We start from the raw sequence: 17,381 nt of genomic DNA on the forward strand, positions 1-17,381 counted from the left end.
AACTCAAGCGCTTTGCTCCAACTGACGGCCCGCGCCGCGTTTTTTCAAATGAATCATCAACAGGGAAATGGCCGCCGGGGTCACGCCGGGGATACGCGAAGCCTGGCCCAGGGTCTCAGGACGCGTTGCGCTGAGCTTGCTCTGGATTTCTTTCGATAACCCGGAAATGCCCGTGTACTCGATATCCACAGGCAGCTTCGTGTCTTCGCTGGCGCGCAAACGGGCGATTTCGTCTTGTTGACGGTCGATGTAACCGGCGTATTTGGTCTTGATCTCGACCTGCTCGGCCACCTGCGGATCTTGCGCGCCCTGACCGGTCACTTCCACCAGTCCGAGGTAATCGATTTCCGGGCGGCTCAGGAGATTGAGCAGGTTGTATTCGTGGGTCAGCGGCGTGCCGAACTTCGCGGCAATGGCATCGCCTTGCTCGGTACCCGGACGAACCCAAGTGCTCTTCAAACGTTGCTCTTCGAGCTCGATGCTCTCGCGTTTCTTGCAGAACGCAGCCCAGCGCACGTCATCCACCAGCCCCAGCTCGCGACCTTTCTCGGTCAGGCGCAGGTCAGCGTTGTCTTCTCGCAGGATCAGGCGATATTCGGCACGGGAGGTGAACATCCGATACGGCTCCTGGGTGCCCAGGGTAATCAAATCATCCACAAGCACACCGATGTATGCCTCATCGCGGCGCGGGCACCAGGCTTCTTTGCCCTTGGCGAGCAGTGCGGCGTTGGCTCCGGCGAGCAAACCCTGGGCACCCGCTTCTTCGTAGCCGGTGGTGCCGTTGATCTGCCCGGCGAAGAACAGACCGCCGATAGCTTTGGTTTCCAGGCTGTACTTCAAATCGCGCGGATCGAAGTAGTCGTACTCGATCGCATAACCCGGACGCACGATGTGCGCGTTCTCCATGCCACGGATCGACTGCACGATCTGCAATTGCACGTCGAACGGCAGACTTGTGGATATCCCGTTCGGATACAACTCATGGGTGGTCAAACCTTCCGGTTCGATGAACACCTGATGGCTTTCCTTGTCGGCAAAGCGATGGATCTTGTCTTCAATCGACGGGCAATAGCGCGGGCCGACACCTTCGATTTCACCGGCAGCGGAATACATCGGCGAACGATCGAGGTTCGCCGCGATGATTTCGTGGGTGCGGGCGTTGGTGTGGGTGATCCAGCAACTGACTTGCCGTGGATGCTGTTCCTTGTTGCCCATGAACGACATCACCGGGATCGGCGTATCGCCAGGCTGCTCGGTCATCACCGAGAAATCCACGGACTTGCCGTCGATGCGAGGTGGCGTACCGGTTTTCAGACGCCCGACACGCAATGGCAACTCACGCAGACGGTGAGCCAGAGCGATCGACGGCGGATCACCGGCGCGACCGCCGGAAAAATTCTGCAAACCGATGTGGATAAGTCCGCCGAGGAAGGTCCCGGTGGTCAACACCACGGAATCGGCAAAGAAACGCAGGCCCATTTGCGTGACGACACCGCGCACCTGGTCCTGCTCGACGATCAGGTCATCGGCTGCCTGTTGAAATATCCACAGGTTCGGCTGGTTTTCCAGGATTTCGCGGACAGCGGCCTTGTATAGGACACGGTCGGCCTGGGCACGAGTAGCCCGCACGGCCGGGCCTTTACGGCTGTTCAATACACGAAACTGGATGCCACCCCGATCGGTGGCCATGGCCATCGCACCGCCAAGGGCATCGATTTCCTTGACCAGATGGCTTTTGCCAATCCCGCCGATGGCAGGGTTGCAGCTCATGGCGCCGAGGGTTTCCACGTTATGCGTCAGCAACAGGGTTTTAGCCCCCATGCGTGCTGATGCAAGTGCTGCCTCGGTACCGGCATGACCGCCGCCGATGACGATCACTTCAAAACGGGAAGGGAAATCCACCACGCACCTCGTGCCTGCTTAATTCAGGTAATTCGGAAAATAGGTTTGAGCCTGGCCTTGGGCGTTTTTCGAGCCAGGTCGGCAAGTATAGGGACTTCCCCTTTCCTAAAGAACCCTTTGCACAAAATTTAACCAGCTGTGGAGAAGTCGAGGTTAAAGAAATTAAAAAGAAAGAAATTTATAAAACCTTTGTTTTTATGTTTATTCTTACTGACCTCAATTTCTGTGGATAAAGCTCTATAAGCCTTTATATTCAATATGTACAGAGGTTCAAAACCCTGTGGTCAGGTACGGCTGGGGGGCTTGGATAACCGGTGTAAGCCTGTGGATGAATGGGATGGTTATCCACAGAGACCGTTATCTTCAGTTTTTAAGGGGGTTTATCAACTGAGCTCAGGGCCAGTTATTCACAGGGCTTAATCCACCGCAAAACTGCTTTTTTGCGCCAGACACCCGCCCACAGACAAGCCGCCATGCGGGGCAATCATTCCTGGAGGGGGGAAGAACCGGGCTGCGTGAGGTCGATGTACGGTCCAGAGCAGCCGTTTTTAAGGATTGGGGCGTTATTTACCGATGCAGAAGCTGGAAAAAATTCGCCCAAGCAGGTCATCAGAGCTGAAGGCCCCGGTAATTTCCCCGAGGGAATGCTGCGCCTGGCGTAAATCTTCGGCCAGCAACTCACCGGCGCCCGCCAGAGTCAGTTGTGCGCGACCGTGCTCCAGCGCCGCGCTGGCATGGCGCAACGCCTCAAGGTGCCGACGACGGGCGCTAAAGCTGCTTTCCGACGTCTGTTCGTAACCCATGCAGGCTTTTAAATGTTCGCGCAGCAACTCCAACCCCATATCTGCTGATTTCGCGCTGAGGCTGATGGTGACATGACCATCAGCGCTGACCTCCAGGGCTATGGGTTCCCCAGTCAGGTCGGCTTTGTTACGAATCAGCGTAACTTTCGAAGGATCAGGCCGGGTTTCCAGAAACTCTGGCCACAGAGCGAAAGGATCATCCGCTTCCGGGGCCGTGGCATCGACCACCAACAACACACGGTCAGCCTCGCCAATGGCTTTGAGCGCGCGCTCCACGCCTATTTTTTCCACATGGTCCTCGGTATCCCGCAGGCCGGCTGTGTCGACCACGTGCAAGGGCATGCCATCGATGTGGATATGTTCGCGCAGAATATCCCGGGTCGTGCCGGCGATCTCGGTGACAATCGCGGCTTCACGCCCCGCCAAGGCGTTTAGAAGACTGGATTTTCCGGCATTTGGCCGTCCTGCGATCACCACCGTCATCCCATCGCGCAACAAAGCACCTTGTCCGGCTTCACGCAGTACTGTGGATAACTCATCGCGGACTTTGTCGAGCATGCTGAGCACGTGACCATCGGCGAGAAAGTCGATTTCTTCCTCGGGAAAGTCGATCGCGGCCTCAACGTAGATCCGCAAGCCGATCAGCTGCTCGGTGAGGTTATGCACACGTTGGGAAAAAGCGCCCTGTAGGGAACGCAACGCATTGCGCGCAGCCTGTGCCGAACTGGCTTCGATCAGATCCGCAATGGCTTCGGCCTGGGCCAGGTCGAGCTTGTCGTTGAGGAATGCGCGTTCGCTGAACTCGCCTGGGCGTGCAAGACGACAACCCAGTTCAAGGCAACGTTTGAGCAACATGTCCAGGACGATCGGGCCGCCATGGCCTTGCAGTTCCAGCACGTCTTCGCCGGTGAACGAGTTGGGACCGGGGAAATACAAGGCCAGGCCTTCATCGAGCACCTGTTGGTCATCACTGAAAAACGGGCCGTAGTGAGCAAACCGCGGTTTGAGTTCTCGACCGCTGATGGCCTTGGCCGCGACGCTGGCCAAAGGTCCCGAAATACGGACGATGCCGACTCCGCCGCGACCCTGGGCAGTTGCAACGGCGGCGATGGTTTCACGAGGTGCGCTCATAAACCGGTATCCAGACAAAAGTGGCAGATAGCAAAACGCCCCACTAGGGGGCGTTTTGTGTGGTTATCCACAGAGCAAGTTACGCCTCGGCTTTTTTCGTAGCCGCTTCGATCTTACGCGTGATGTACCACTGCTGGGTAATGGACAACACGTTGTTCACAACCCAGTACAGCACCAGACCCGCAGGGAACCACAGGAAGAAGAAGGTGAAGATGATCGGCATCATCTTCATGACCTTCGCCTGCATCGGGTCCGGAGGAGTCGGGTTCAACTGCTGCTGGATGAACATGGTCGCGCCCATGATGATCGGCAGGATGAAGAACGGATCCTTGATCGACAGGTCAGTGATCCACAGCATGAACGGTGCCTGACGCATCTCCACGCTTTCCAGCAGCACCCAGTACAACGCCAAAAACACCGGCATTTGTACAAGAATCGGCAAGCAACCACCCAGCGGGTTGATCTTCTCTTTCTTGTACAGCTCCATCATGGCCTGGGACATTTTCTGCCGGTCATCGCCATGTTGTTCTTTGAGGGCGGCCAGTTTCGGTGCCACTGCGCGCATGCGGGCCATGGATTTGTAGCTGGCGGCCGACAATGGGAAGAAGATCCCCTTGATCAGCATGGTCAGGAAGATGATCGACCAGCCCCAGTTACCAACGAGGCTGTGGATATGTTGCAGCAGCCAGAAGATCGGCTGGGCAATGAACCAGAGGAATCCATAGTCCACGGTCAGTTCCAGACCTGGGGACAACTCTTTCAACACCGCTTGGCTTTTCGGGCCGGCATACAGGATGGCGCTGGTTTCGACTTGTGCACCTGGTGCAGCGGTCAATGCCGGGCCGGTATAACCGACGATGTAGTTGCCTTTGCTGTCTTTACGCGTCTGGACGACGTTGTTCTCGCCTTTCTGCGGGATCCAGGCGGTTACAAAATAGTGCTGCAACCAGGCAACCCAGCCACCTTGTACGGTTTCCTTGAGCTGCGCCTTGTCCATGTCTTTCATGGACACTTTCTTGTACGGCTCCGAACTTGTCCACAGGGCGGCGCCCAGATAAGTCGCGGTGCCGGTCGCAGTGCTCGAGGACGGATCGGAACTGGCGTCACGCTTGAGCTGCGCGAACATCGCACCGGACCAGGGCTGAGCGCTCTGGTTGTCGATCAGATAAGAAACGGTTACGTCATACAGGCCACGTTTGAGCGTGAAACGCTTGATGTAATTGACGCCGTCTTTGCTGAACTTCAGGTCCACGACCAATTGGTCCTGTCCATCAGCCAGTTGATAGGACTTCTTCTCAGCGGAGTAAACCGGGCGACCGGCCGGGTTTGCGTCCGGGCCGTTGGTGCCGATCAGACCACTTTGGGCCAGATAGGTCCGCTCGTTGCCGTTATCGAACAGCTGGAATGGAATTTCCGGATGATCCTGGCGGCGTGGATACAACGGCAGCTTCAGTTGAGCGACGTCACCACCTTGTGGATCGATTGCCAGCTCGAGTACGTCCGTCCTGATCTGGATCAGATCCTTGCTTGCAGCCACAGGGGCTTCGGCAGGGGCAGTGGTATCGCTTGCCGCGCGCGGGATGTCGTCATTGCTGGCGGCATTGTTGCCAGTCGTGGTGTCCGGCAAGCTCGGTGCGGTATTGCTGGCTGCAACATTCTGAGTCGGCAGGGCAGCCTGACCATAGTCCTGGTTCCATTTAAGAACCATTACGTAGGCCACGATTGCCAGGGCGACGATCAGGATCGTGCGTTTGATATCCATGATTACTCGGCCATCGAAGAAGAACGGGAGGTAGGGATAGGCGGAACCGGGTCATAACCGCCGGGATTCCACGGATGACAGCGACCTAAACGACGAAAGGTCAGCCAGCCACCGCGCAGAAGGCCATGGTTTTCTATGGCTTCATACGCGTAGCAGGAACAACTGGGGTAGAAACGACAGTGACTGGCCATCAGGGGACTAATGGCGTAGCGATAAAACTGGATCGGAACGAGTGCCAGTTTACGCATCGGGACTGTCTACCCCTACAGTTTCGGTGTTGACTGCTGGTGGTGCTGGCTTGTTACGAGCCAGGCGTTTCCAGAGCTTGCCGAAATGCTGAATCAATTCGGGGCTTTCTACGTCACCCAAACCTTTGCGCGCGACGATAACAATGTCCCAGCCGATCAGTGAATCCTGATTCAGGCGAAACGATTCGCGCATCAGACGTTTGAGGCGATTGCGCTGAACGGAGAGCTTGACGCTCTTTTTTCCGATAACCAGCCCTAGTCGGGGGTGATCGAGATCGTTACTGCGCGCAAGGAGCAGGAGATTTTTCCCCGGAACCTTGCCGGTAGGGGAGTCAAAGACTGCCTTGAAATGCCGGGGTGTAAGCAGACGCTTTTCCCGACTGAAGTCCTGACTCACCTCCAGTGCCGGATTATCAAACTGCCAGACGCGCACGACCTTTGGCGCGACGACGCGACAGGACGGCACGACCGTTCTTGGTAGCCATGCGAGCACGGAAACCGTGGGTACGAGCGCGTTTGATAGTGCTTGGTTGGAAAGTACGTTTCATGTCGTGTTACCTGGGTTCGTCCACAACGGGCCGGAATGGCCCCCGTTTTAAGAGACCGGGGATTCTAGAGAAAGCAAGCCTCTAGGTCAATTTCCAACCAGCGTTTCCTTCAAATAGATATCCGGCCGAGGTGGCGGGTTCATGACAAGGGTTCAGATATATAAATAAAAAGAAGGGAATTATTTAAAGCTTTTCTGTAAAGCTTATAAAAGCAAGGCAGGTACCTGTCTGTGGATAACCATCTTGAGGCCTTATAGTACGGCCTGTACAGAGGATGACAACTACAAGGGAAAGCGGTGGTCAGCCTGTGCTGCGCTGTCGGATAAGCTGTGTGTGGAATGGGAAGTTATCCACAGGAAGGTTACCCACAGACTTTGACCCCCACTTGTGCAATGACCTCAGGCCCTGTTATCCACAGGGCTTATCCACCGACCGCCTGTCGCCTTTCGCCGTGTTAAGGCATTGATAAATCATGGCCGATGAGCAACCTGCATGTGGATAAGTGGACGTCTGCTCGCTACAATGGCCGCTTGTTTTTGCCTCACCGGCTTTCAACTTAGGGGATATCCGTGTCAGTGGAACTTTGGCAGCAGTGCGTGGAGCTTTTGCGCGATGAGCTGCCTGCCCAACAATTCAACACTTGGATCCGTCCACTACAGGTCGAAGCCGAAGGCGACGAGTTGCGCGTCTACGCACCGAATCGTTTCGTTCTCGACTGGGTCAACGAAAAGTACCTGGGTCGGGTTCTTGAACTGCTGGACGAGCATGGCAATGGCATGACGCCGGCGCTGTCCTTATTAATAGGCAGCAAACGCAGCTCGGCGCCGCGTGCCGCGCCGAACGCACCGTTGGCTGCCGCCGCCTCCCAGGCCCAGGCTGCAGCGGCACCGGTTAATCATGCAGCTCCTGCTCCCGCGCCTGCCCCAAGCAAACGCAACGCACAAAAAATGGCAGAGGTCAGCGAGGAGCCCTCACGGGACAGCTTCGACCCGATGGCCGGCGCCAGCTCCCAACAAGCTCCGGTGCGCGCCGAACAGCGCACTGTTCAGGTTGAAGGGGCGCTCAAGCACACCAGTTATCTGAACCGCACCTTTACCTTCGAGAACTTCGTCGAAGGCAAGTCCAACCAGCTCGCCCGGGCGGCAGCCTGGCAGGTCGCGGACAATCCCAAGCACGGCTATAACCCGCTCTTCCTTTATGGTGGGGTGGGTTTGGGTAAAACCCACTTGATGCATGCCGTGGGTAACCACTTATTAAAGAAGAACCCGAATGCCAAGGTCGTGTACCTGCATTCCGAGCGTTTCGTGGCCGACATGGTCAAGGCGCTGCAACTGAATGCGATCAACGAGTTCAAGCGTTTCTACCGTTCGGTGGATGCGTTGCTGATCGATGACATTCAATTCTTCGCCCGCAAGGAGCGCTCCCAGGAGGAGTTCTTCCATACGTTCAATGCGTTGCTTGAAGGTGGGCAGCAGGTCATTCTTACCAGCGACCGCTACCCGAAAGAAATTGAAGGTCTTGAAGAACGCCTCAAATCGCGTTTTGGCTGGGGCCTGACGGTCGCGGTCGAGCCGCCGGAGCTGGAAACCCGGGTTGCGATCCTGATGAAGAAGGCTGATCAGGCCAAGGTCGAACTGCCTCACGACGCGGCATTCTTCATTGCCCAGCGTATCCGCTCGAACGTACGTGAGCTCGAAGGCGCCCTCAAGCGCGTCATTGCTCATTCGCACTTCATGGGCCGCGACATCACCATTGAGTTGATTCGCGAGTCCTTGAAGGACCTGTTGGCGCTCCAGGACAAATTGGTTTCTGTGGATAACATTCAGCGCACTGTCGCCGAATACTACAAAATCAAGATATCCGACCTGCTTTCCAAACGCCGTTCGCGTTCGGTGGCTCGCCCGCGTCAGGTGGCGATGGCCTTGTCCAAGGAACTGACCAACCACAGCCTGCCGGAAATTGGCGATGTGTTTGGCGGACGCGACCACACCACGGTGTTGCACGCCTGTCGTAAGATCAACGAACTTAAGGAATCCGACGCGGACATCCGCGAGGACTACAAGAACCTGCTGCGAACACTGACCACTTGATGACCACCAGCGCAGCTTATTAAGGCAAGGGACTAGACCATGCATTTCACCATTCAACGCGAAGCCCTGTTGAAACCCCTGCAACTGGTCGCAGGCGTCGTCGAACGCCGCCAGACCTTGCCGGTACTTTCCAACGTGCTGCTGGTTGTCGAAGGCCAGCAATTGTCGCTGACCGGTACCGACCTGGAAGTCGAGCTGGTCGGTCGTGTGCAACTTGAAGAGCCGGCCGATCCAGGTTCTATCACTGTGCCAGCGCGCAAGCTGATGGACATCTGCAAAAGCCTGCCCAACGATGCGCTGATCGACATCAAGGTCGATGACCAGAAGCTCGTGGTCAAGGCCGGTCGTAGCCGTTTCACCCTGTCGACTCTGCCGGCCAACGATTTCCCGACGGTGGAAGAAGGCCCGGGCTCGCTGACCTGCAGCCTCGAGCAAAGCAAACTGCGCCGTTTGATCGAACGCACCAGCTTCGCCATGGCTCAGCAGGACGTGCGTTACTACCTCAACGGCATGCTCCTGGAAGTGTCCGCCGGTATCATTCGCGCCGTCGCCACCGACGGTCACCGTCTGGCCATGTGCTCGATGCAGGCCGATATCGGTCAGCCTGACCGCCATCAAGTCATCGTACCGCGCAAAGGCATCCTGGAGCTGGCACGCCTGCTGACCGAGCCGGACGGCATTGTCAGCATCGTACTGGGTCAGCACCATATCCGTGCCACCACCGGCGAGTTCACCTTCACCTCGAAATTGGTCGACGGTAAGTTCCCTGACTACGAGCGTGTGCTGCCAAAAGGCGGTGACAAGCTGGTTCTGGGTGACCGCCAGGCGCTGCGCGAGGCGTTCAGCCGTACCGCGATCCTGTCCAACGAGAAGTACCGCGGCATTCGTCTGCAACTGGCCAACGGTCAGCTGAAGATCCAGGCGAACAACCCGGAGCAGGAAGAAGCGGAAGAAGAAGTCGGTGTTGAATACAACGGCGGCTCCCTGGAAATCGGCTTCAACGTCAGCTACCTGCTCGACGTACTGGGCGTGATGACCACTGAGCAAGTGCGTCTGATCCTGTCGGACTCAAACAGCAGTGCGTTGGTGCAGGAGTCCGATAACGACGACTCGGCCTACGTTGTCATGCCGATGCGTCTGTAATCATGCTCAGCAGAAGCTAGATGTCCTTAAGTCGTGTCTCGGTCACCGCGGTGCGCAATCTGCACCCGGTGACCTTCTCCCCTTCCCCCCGCATCAATATCCTTTACGGCGCAAACGGCAGCGGCAAAACCAGTGTTCTGGAAGCTGTTCACCTGCTGGGGCTTGCTCGTTCGTTTCGCAGCACCCGTCTGTTACCGGTCATCCAGTACGATCAACTGGCATGCACGGTGTTCGGACAGGTGGAGCTGGCAGAAGGCGGCCATAGCGCCCTAGGGATATCGCGGGACCGGCAAGGCGAGTTCCAGATCCGCATCGATGGGCAGAATGCCCGCAGCGCTGCGCAACTGGCGGAGATCCTGCCGCTGCAGTTGATTAACCCGGACAGTTTCCGTTTGCTGGAGGGAGCGCCGAAGATTCGTCGGCAATTTCTCGACTGGGGTGTGTTCCACGTGGAACCGCGTTTCATGACCACCTGGCAACGCTTGCAGAAGGCGCTGCGTCAGCGAAATTCCTGGCTACGACATGGTACACTTGACGCCGTTTCGCAAGCGGTTTGGGACAGGGAGCTGTGCCAGGCCAGCGCTGAAATTGATGAATACCGCCGCGCTTACATCAAAGCCTTGAAACCGGTGTTTGAGCAGACCTTGAGCGAACTGGTTGAGCTTGAGGGCCTGACGCTCAGCTATTACCGAGGCTGGGACAAGGACCGGGAGCTGAGCACCGTACTGGCTGGCTCGCTGCAGCGGGACCAGCAGATGGGCCATACCCAGGCTGGACCGCAACGTGCTGACTTGCGCCTTAGATTGGGCGCACATAATGCCGCGGACATCTTGTCTCGGGGGCAGCAAAAGTTGGTGGTGTGTGCCTTGCGTATCGCCCAGGGCCATTTGGTCAGCCAGGCTCGACGCGGTCAGTGTATTTATCTGGTGGATGACTTGCCGTCCGAATTGGACGAAGCCCACCGCCGCGCACTCTGCCGCTTGCTGGAAGACTTACGCTGCCAGGTTTTTATCACCTGTGTAGATCACGAATTATTGAGGGAAGGCTGGCAGACGGAAACGCCAGTTGCTCTGTTCCACGTGGAACAGGGCCGTATCACCCAGACCCACGACCATCGGGAGTGAAGGCATTGAGCGAAGAAAATACGTACGACTCAACGAGCATTAAAGTGCTGAAAGGCCTGGATGCCGTACGCAAACGTCCCGGTATGTACATTGGTGACACCGACGATGGCAGCGGTCTGCACCACATGGTGTTCGAGGTGGTCGACAACTCGATCGACGAAGCCCTCGCCGGCCACTGCGATGACATCAGCATCATCATCCACCCGGATGAGTCCATCACTGTTCGTGACAACGGTCGTGGCATCCCGGTAGACGTGCACAAGGAAGAAGGCGTTTCCGCAGCCGAGGTCATCATGACCGTGCTGCACGCCGGCGGTAAGTTCGATGACAACTCCTACAAGGTTTCCGGCGGTCTGCACGGCGTAGGTGTATCGGTCGTGAACGCACTGTCCGAGGAGCTTGTTCTCACCGTTCGCCGCAGTGGCAAGATATGGGAACAAACCTACATCCACGGTGTGCCTCAGGCGCCGATGGCGATCGTAGGCGACAGCGAAACCACCGGCACTCAGATTCACTTCAAGGCTTCCAGCGAAACCTTCAAGAACATCCACTTCAGCTGGGACATCCTGGCCAAGCGGATTCGTGAACTGTCCTTCCTCAACTCCGGCGTCGGCATCGTCCTCAAGGACGAGCGCAGCGGTAAGGAAGAGCTGTTCAAGTACGAAGGCGGTCTGCGTGCATTCGTTGAATACCTGAACACCAACAAGACTGCGGTCAACCAGGTGTTCCACTTCAACGTCCAGCGCGAAGATGGCATCGGCGTAGAAATCGCCCTGCAGTGGAACGACAGCTTCAACGAGAACCTGTTGTGCTTCACCAACAACATTCCGCAGCGCGATGGCGGTACTCACCTGGTGGGCTTCCGTTCGGCGCTGACCCGTAACCTGAACAACTACATCGAGCAGGAAGGCCTGGCGAAGAAGCATAAAGTCGCCACCACCGGTGACGATGCCCGTGAAGGCCTGACGGCGATCATTTCGGTGAAGGTGCCAGATCCGAAGTTCAGTTCCCAGACCAAGGACAAGCTGGTGTCTTCCGAAGTGAAGACCGCAGTCGAACAGGAAATGGGCAAGTACTTCTCTGACTTCCTGCTGGAAAACCCCAACGAAGCCAAGCTGGTGGTCGGCAAGATGATCGACGCCGCTCGTGCCCGTGAAGCCGCGCGCAAGGCCCGTGAGATGACCCGCCGCAAAGGCGCGCTGGACATCGCCGGCCTGCCGGGCAAATTGGCCGACTGCCAGGAAAAGGACCCTGCCCTGTCCGAGCTGTACCTCGTGGAAGGTGACTCTGCTGGCGGTTCCGCCAAGCAGGGCCGCAACCGCCGCACCCAGGCCATCCTGCCGCTCAAGGGCAAGATCCTGAACGTCGAGAAGGCGCGCTTCGACAAGATGATCTCTTCCCAGGAAGTCGGCACGCTCATCACTGCGCTGGGCTGTGGCATCGGCCGCGATGAGTACAACATCGACAAGCTGCGTTATCACAACATCATCATCATGACCGACGCCGACGTCGACGGTTCGCACATCCGCACCCTGCTGCTGACGTTCTTCTTCCGTCAGTTGCCTGAGCTGATCGAGCGCGGCTACATCTACATCGCCCAGCCTCCGCTGTACAAGGTCAAGAAAGGTAAGCAAGAGCAATACATCAAAGACGACGACGCCATGGAAGAGTACATGACGCAGTCGGCCCTGGAAGATGCGAGCCTGCACCTGAACGAAGAGGCCCCGGGCATTTCCGGCGAAGCTCTCGAGCGCCTGGTTAACGACTTCCGTCTGGTGATGAAGACCCTCAAGCGCCTGTCGCGCCTGTACCCTCAGGAGCTGACCGAGCACTTCATCTACCTGCCGGCTGTCAGCATGGAACAGCTGTCCGATCACGCTGCGATGCAGGATTGGCTGGCCCAGTACGAAGTTCGTTTGCGCACCGTAGAGAAGTCTGGCCTGGTGTACAAAGCCAGCCTGCGTGAAGACCGTGAACGTAACGTCTGGCTCCCAGAGGTCGAACTGATCTCCCACGGCCTGTCGAACTATGTCACCTTCAACCGCGACTTCTTCGGCAGCAATGACTACAAGACTGTCGTCTCCCTGGGCGCGCAACTGAGCACCCTGTTGGACGAAGGCGCGTACATCCAGCGCGGTGAGCGCAAGAAAGCTGTCACCGAGTTCAAGGAAGCCCTTGAATGGCTGATGGCCGAAAGCACCAAGCGCCACACTATCCAGCGCTATAAAGGTCTGGGTGAAATGAACCCTGACCAGCTGTGGGAAACCACCATGGACCCAGGCTCGCGCCGTATGCTGAAAGTCACCATCGAAGATGCCATTGGCGCGGACCAGATCTTCAACACCCTGATGGGTGATGCGGTCGAGCCTCGTCGTGACTTCATCGAGAGCAATGCGTTGGCGGTGTCTAACCTGGATTTCTGATCCAGCCACCCCGCTCAACGAAAAAGGCCAACGCACATGCGTTGGCCTTTTTTTCGCTCGTTTTCCCTAACTCGCCACCGACGCCTCACTCCCCGCCGCCACACTCTCCAACCGATACCCATACCCATAAATCGTCAGCAACTGCCAACCCCGATCCGCCGTCAGCCCGAGTTTGTTGCGCAGACGGTAGATGTGGGTGTCGAGCGGGCGCGACGAGGTCATTTCCTCGTGGGTCCAGAAGCGTTCATAGAAATACTCCCGGGACAGCGGACGGCCCAGGTTGGCGAACAGGCAGCGGGCCAGGCGGTATTCCCGTTCAGTGAGGCTGATGGGGATGCCGGCGCGGGTGACAGTCAGTTCTGCATCGTCGAATTCCAGGTCGTTGAATACCAGCACATCGCTGGCTGGAGTGCGTTGCAGGTTATGGCGACGTAAAACGGCGGTGACTCGAGCCTTGAGTTCGTTGGGCCTGAACGGCTTGCTCACGTAATCGTCGGCTCCGGCATTGAGGGCCTGGACGACATCGTGCTCACCGTCGCGGCTGGTGAGCATGATGGCGGCCGGTGGCGAGTCCATGTGCTCGCGCGTCCAGCGCAGCAGCGACAACCCGCTGATGTCAGGCAATTGCCAGTCGAGGATCAACAGGTCGAAGGTTTCCCGGCGCAGCTGCCGCAGCAGGTCTTCACCGCGTTCGAAACTGTGCAGGGTCCAGGCTTGTTCGCCCTTGTTGGGGATTTGTTGCAGTGTCTGTTCCACCCGGCGCAGCTCGGCCGGTTCGTCATCCAGTATGGCGACACGCATGGGATGCGATTCCTTGATCTCGAGAGTAACGGACATCATCAGGGTGGCCACGCAATCTGAACAAATATTCCACTGGCTCGGTATAACCTCGGCAGGCCGATAAATTGTCTGGTTGCAGGTCCCCTGTCGCTGGCAGTGACAATACCGGCTCATGACGCGCAGGGAAAGACAGCAGCGCGCCACCCATCGACTCCGTTATAGTCTTTGGCCTTCAGCCTGCCGGTGTGGCGCGCAACCCCCATGAAAAAAATCTCTCGTTCTTTTGTTCTGTCAGGGTGCTTATGAGCAACCAGCGCCGGCGTGAAAGCCGTGAACCGACCCAAGTCCAACGGATGTTTCGCCAATTGGTGCGGGAATGGTTGTGGATAAGTCTGCTTCTGTTGCCGCTCACAGCGCTGCTGTCGTTCAGTACCCAGCCTACTCGCCACGGGCCAGGGGCGGCGTTGTTGTCGGTGCTTGTGGTCGCCGTCGTGCTGGGGTTGCTATTGTTTCGTCCTCGCCTGGCGCTATGGACGACAGTGGGTGGAATGAGCACGGCCCTGCTGATCAGTGTCGTACTGGGGGCTGAAGGTTGGTGGTGGTCGCCCATGGCGAGTGTGTTGGGCGTAATGTTTGGCTATCTGATCTGGAACTGGCGGCGCCTGAGCGTGGTGCTGGCTTACTTTGGCTGGGAATTGGCGCGCCTGGATGCCGAACCAAAAGTTTTTCCTGAACGACGCCGTGCTCCCTACACAGGCAGTGACCGCTTGCAGGGCCAGATCATGGCCTTGGAACAAGCCATGGGGCGCACCCGAGATACTCGACGCTTCATTGCCGATGGCCTCGAATACCTGCCAGTGGCGACAATGATCAGCGATCCCCAAGGCAGGATATTACTGGGTAACCGCAAGGCCCGTGATCTCTTCGGCCATGGCTTGGCGGGAGGCGATGTATTGGAGCACCTCGCACAGCTGGGTTACCCGGGACTGGAACGTGGGGCGTCTCACCGATTATCCACATTGCCATTGGTGGAGTTTCGCGACAGCCGGGAACGAAGCCTGCGCCTGGAACGGGCCCCGCTACTGCCTGTCGACGGTGATGCGCCGATTGGTTGGTTACTAAGCCTCATCGACCTGAGCGTGGAGCGCGAAGCAGAAGAGCAGCGCAGCGTCATGCTGCGTTTTTTGTCCCATGATTTGCGCGCGCCTCACTCGGCGATCCTGGCCCTGCTGGATGTGCACCGGCATCAGGCGGGCGGCAATAATCCGCTCTTCGATCAGATCGAGCGTCAGGTGCGTCGGGCCCTGGAGTTGACTGACGGCTTTGTGCAATTGGCCAAGGCCGAATCCGAGGCGTACCAATTCCAGCCGACGCTGTTCGCCATGCTGGTTCTGGATGTAGTCGACCAGGCATCGGCCATTGCCCAGGCAAAGCGCATCCAATTGAGTCACGAAATGGACAATGAAGAAGCCGTGATGAGTGCCGATCAATCCTTGCTGACCCGTGCGCTGTTCAATCTGTTGGAAAACGCCATCAAGTACAGTCCGCCCGACACCTGTATTTCGCTACAGGTTGGTTGCGCGCAGGGTTGGCTGACTTGCAATGTCACCGACCAAGGCAAAGGCATCAGTGCGCGGGAGCTACCGGATTTGTTCAGCCAGTATCGAAGGTTTTCGTCGGCTCATGGGGAGGATGGCGTTGGTTTGGGACTGTCGATGGTCAAGGCCGTGGTGGACCGTCATGGTGGAAAGATCGAATGTCGTAGTGTGGTGGGCGAAGGCACAACCTTCAGTTTGAGATTTCCGTTGCAGGAAGAATGAAAAAAGATCGCGACCTCCGGCAGCGCTCGCGTGATATCTCAATCCAGGCCAGTGCTACGGTAAGCGGCGATCTTTTTTGGGGCGCTATAAAAACTTATGCACCTTTTTAGAATTTTTATGTTTTTAAGAAATATATATAAAAAACATAGAGTTAACATAAAAAAGCAACGGTTTCAGAAGAAACGGTACACAGGTTATCCACAGATCTCAAACAGCGATCTGATCCGTGGCGGCCGGTGCAGCGGAGGTGGGAGGAAGTGAACCCATCTCCCGTTGTGTCTGTTCATTCCAGGCTTGTACGCGGTCATTGAGTTCGGCAATGGCGCGCGGCCCGCTACCTTCGGCATACATGGGTTTGCCGATCACCACGGTGATGACGCCAGGGGTCCGGAGCCAGCCACCCTTGGGCCAGAACTTGCCGGCATTGTGTGCAATCGGCAACACCGGCAGGTCCGCGTTTACCGCCAAGGCGCTGCCACTGCGGGAGAATTTGCCAATCGTCCCGTAGGGAACACGCGTACCCTCCGGAAAGATCAGTACCCAAACCTTGTCCTTGAGTAGTTCATCACCTTTTTTCGCCACTTGCTTGAGGGCAACCTTGGGGTTGTCGCGATCAATGGCGATGGGGCGCAGCATTGCCATGGCCCAGCCGAAGAAAGGTACAAACAGCAGTTCACGTTTGAGCACTTGGCTCAGCGGCTCGAAATAAGCCGAAAGGAAGAACGTCTCCCAGGTGCTCTGATGGTTGGACTGGATCACGCACGGTCGGTCAGGCACGTTTTCGGCGCCCTTCACTTCATACCGTATACCCAGAAAAACCTTGCTCAGCCACAGCGCGCACCGGCACCAGTACACATTGATAAAACGGTAGCGCGTCCTGAACGACATGAAAGGCGCTACAAAAAAACTCAAGGTGCACCACAACAAGGAACTGGTGCCCAGCAGCAGGTAAAAGAGAAAGGATCTGATGGCCTGCAATATCGACATAGCGGCATTTACCGTTGCGGGCAGTGCCCGACTGTTTAAGCGCTTCCCGAACAGTCCTTGATCAGGATGTCTTGGGAGCTCTAATTGTGGATAAGTTCAGCGGCAATCGCCGCCAGGTCGTCAAAAATCAGGGTGCCCACCGGCAGGGTCTTGCCCAGAGTCTTCTCGCCTTTGCCGGTCTTTACCAAAACTGGCTGACAATCGACGGCCTTGGCCGCCTCCAGGTCACCGAGGCTGTCGCCGACGAACCACACACCCGCCAGCGTTACATCGTAGTGAGTGGCAATGGTTTTCAACATGCCCGGCTTGGGTTTGCGGCAATCACAACCTTCATCCGGCCCATGCGGGCAGTAGACGATCAGCCCGACTTCACCGCCCTGCTCGGCCACCAACGCGCGCAAGCGCTCATGCATGGCCTCAAGGGCCGCGAGGCCGTAGTAACCGCGGGCAATGCCAGACTGGTTGGTGGCGACTGCCACCGTCCAGCCGGCCTTGCTCAACTGCGCGATGGCTTCGATCGAACCGGGGAGCGGCAACCACTCCTCAACCGATTTGATGTAAGCGTCGGAGTCGTGGTTGATCACTCCGTCCCGATCGAGAATCAGCAGTTTCAACAGCAG

Annotated in this window: 14 protein-coding genes; 5 read left to right on the forward strand and 9 right to left on the reverse strand. The window is 57.3% G+C overall.

Annotated elements, in window-relative coordinates; translation table 11 throughout:
• Positions 1 to 3 precede the first annotated feature (3 nt).
• The 6 genes from mnmG to rpmH all read right to left on the reverse strand — a co-directional run bounded on the left by mnmG (position 4) and on the right by rpmH (position 6,394).
• Entirely contained in the window at positions 4 to 1,902 is a 1,899-nt protein-coding gene (gene mnmG, locus MA884_RS06370; protein ID WP_256229594.1) for a tRNA uridine-5-carboxymethylaminomethyl(34) synthesis enzyme MnmG, read from the reverse strand.
• Positions 1,903 to 2,465: 563 nt separating this feature from the next.
• Positions 2,466 to 3,836, reverse strand: a complete 1,371-nt coding sequence (gene mnmE, locus MA884_RS06375; protein ID WP_256229595.1) for a tRNA uridine-5-carboxymethylaminomethyl(34) synthesis GTPase MnmE — start codon at positions 3,834 to 3,836, stop codon at positions 2,466 to 2,468.
• A gap of 79 nt (positions 3,837 to 3,915) precedes the next feature.
• Positions 3,916 to 5,598 carry a membrane protein insertase YidC gene (yidC, locus tag MA884_RS06380; protein ID WP_256229596.1) on the reverse strand — a complete coding sequence of 561 codons (1,683 nt, stop codon included), beginning with the start codon at positions 5,596 to 5,598 and terminating at the stop codon, positions 3,916 to 3,918.
• 2 nt (positions 5,599 to 5,600) lie between these two features.
• On the reverse strand, positions 5,601 to 5,846 hold the full coding sequence (gene yidD, locus MA884_RS06385) for a membrane protein insertion efficiency factor YidD (protein ID WP_010465488.1): 246 nt from the start codon (positions 5,844 to 5,846) through the stop codon (positions 5,601 to 5,603).
• Positions 5,839 to 6,243: a ribonuclease P protein component gene (gene rnpA / locus MA884_RS06390; protein ID WP_256229737.1), complete on the reverse strand. Its 405-nt coding sequence runs from the start codon at positions 6,241 to 6,243 to the stop codon at positions 5,839 to 5,841. Before rnpA ends, yidD begins: the two co-directional genes overlap by 8 nt.
• A gap of 16 nt (positions 6,244 to 6,259) precedes the next feature.
• A complete protein-coding gene (gene rpmH, locus MA884_RS06395; RefSeq protein WP_003213577.1) occupies positions 6,260 to 6,394 on the reverse strand; it encodes a 50S ribosomal protein L34 in 135 nt (44 codons plus the stop codon).
• 569 nt (positions 6,395 to 6,963) lie between these two features.
• On the opposite strand from rpmH, the gene dnaA reads away from it, so the two are divergent.
• From dnaA to gyrB, 4 genes are read left to right on the forward strand one after another with little or no spacing between them, the layout of a single operon-like run.
• A complete protein-coding gene (gene dnaA / locus MA884_RS06400; RefSeq protein WP_256229597.1) occupies positions 6,964 to 8,484 on the forward strand; it encodes a chromosomal replication initiator protein DnaA in 1,521 nt (506 codons plus the stop codon).
• Positions 8,485 to 8,523: 39 nt separating this feature from the next.
• Positions 8,524 to 9,627: a DNA polymerase III subunit beta gene (gene dnaN / locus MA884_RS06405; RefSeq protein WP_256229598.1), complete on the forward strand. Its 1,104-nt coding sequence runs from the start codon at positions 8,524 to 8,526 to the stop codon at positions 9,625 to 9,627.
• A 20-nt stretch (positions 9,628 to 9,647) separates the two neighbouring features.
• Positions 9,648 to 10,751 carry a DNA replication/repair protein RecF gene (gene recF, locus MA884_RS06410; protein ID WP_003196148.1) on the forward strand — a complete coding sequence of 368 codons (1,104 nt, stop codon included), beginning with the start codon at positions 9,648 to 9,650 and terminating at the stop codon, positions 10,749 to 10,751.
• 5 nt (positions 10,752 to 10,756) lie between these two features.
• Positions 10,757 to 13,174 (forward strand): DNA topoisomerase (ATP-hydrolyzing) subunit B, encoded by a 2,418-nt coding sequence (gene gyrB / locus MA884_RS06415; protein ID WP_214916211.1) that lies wholly within the window; start codon positions 10,757 to 10,759, stop codon positions 13,172 to 13,174.
• A 66-nt stretch (positions 13,175 to 13,240) separates the two neighbouring features.
• Here the strand turns inward: gyrB and MA884_RS06420 are convergent, their stop codons facing one another.
• Entirely contained in the window at positions 13,241 to 13,975 is a 735-nt protein-coding gene (locus MA884_RS06420; RefSeq protein WP_256229599.1) for a response regulator transcription factor, read from the reverse strand.
• A gap of 281 nt (positions 13,976 to 14,256) precedes the next feature.
• On the opposite strand from MA884_RS06420, the gene MA884_RS06425 reads away from it, so the two are divergent.
• Positions 14,257 to 15,774 carry a PAS domain-containing sensor histidine kinase gene (locus MA884_RS06425; protein WP_256229600.1) on the forward strand — a complete coding sequence of 506 codons (1,518 nt, stop codon included), beginning with the start codon at positions 14,257 to 14,259 and terminating at the stop codon, positions 15,772 to 15,774.
• Between the two features lie 207 nt (positions 15,775 to 15,981).
• Here MA884_RS06425 and MA884_RS06430 read toward each other — a convergent pair whose 3' ends face one another.
• Entirely contained in the window at positions 15,982 to 16,761 is a 780-nt protein-coding gene (locus MA884_RS06430) for a 1-acyl-sn-glycerol-3-phosphate acyltransferase (RefSeq protein ID WP_256229601.1), read from the reverse strand.
• Between the two features lie 80 nt (positions 16,762 to 16,841).
• The gene (gene gmhB, locus MA884_RS06435; RefSeq protein ID WP_256229738.1) at positions 16,842 to 17,381 is read right to left on the reverse strand and encodes a D-glycero-beta-D-manno-heptose 1,7-bisphosphate 7-phosphatase; all 540 of its coding nucleotides are present in this window, start codon (positions 17,379 to 17,381) and stop codon (positions 16,842 to 16,844) included.

Source organism: Pseudomonas sp. Q11, assembly GCF_024494355.1.
In the GTDB taxonomy this organism is placed as follows: Bacteria; Pseudomonadota; Gammaproteobacteria; order Pseudomonadales; family Pseudomonadaceae; genus Aquipseudomonas; species Aquipseudomonas hefeiensis.

Bases quoted from the DNA above. Each gene is read 5' to 3' on its own strand.
- rpmH (WP_003213577.1), bottom strand. From the start codon at position 6,394: ATGAAACGTACTTTCCAACCAAGCACTATCAAACGCGCTCGTACCCAC.
- dnaN (WP_256229598.1), top strand. From the start codon at position 8,524: ATGCATTTCACCATTCAACGCGAAGCCCTGTTGAAACCCCTGCAACTG.
- MA884_RS06430 (WP_256229601.1), bottom strand. From the start codon at position 16,761: ATGTCGATATTGCAGGCCATCAGATCCTTTCTCTTTTACCTGCTGCTG.
- MA884_RS06420 (WP_256229599.1), bottom strand. From the start codon at position 13,975: ATGCGTGTCGCCATACTGGATGACGAACCGGCCGAGCTGCGCCGGGTG.
- MA884_RS06425 (WP_256229600.1), top strand. From the start codon at position 14,257: ATGAGCAACCAGCGCCGGCGTGAAAGCCGTGAACCGACCCAAGTCCAA.
- mnmE (WP_256229595.1), bottom strand. From the start codon at position 3,836: ATGAGCGCACCTCGTGAAACCATCGCCGCCGTTGCAACTGCCCAGGGT.
- yidD (WP_010465488.1), bottom strand. From the start codon at position 5,846: ATGCGTAAACTGGCACTCGTTCCGATCCAGTTTTATCGCTACGCCATT.
- yidC (WP_256229596.1), bottom strand. From the start codon at position 5,598: ATGGATATCAAACGCACGATCCTGATCGTCGCCCTGGCAATCGTGGCC.
- recF (WP_003196148.1), top strand. From the start codon at position 9,648: ATGTCCTTAAGTCGTGTCTCGGTCACCGCGGTGCGCAATCTGCACCCG.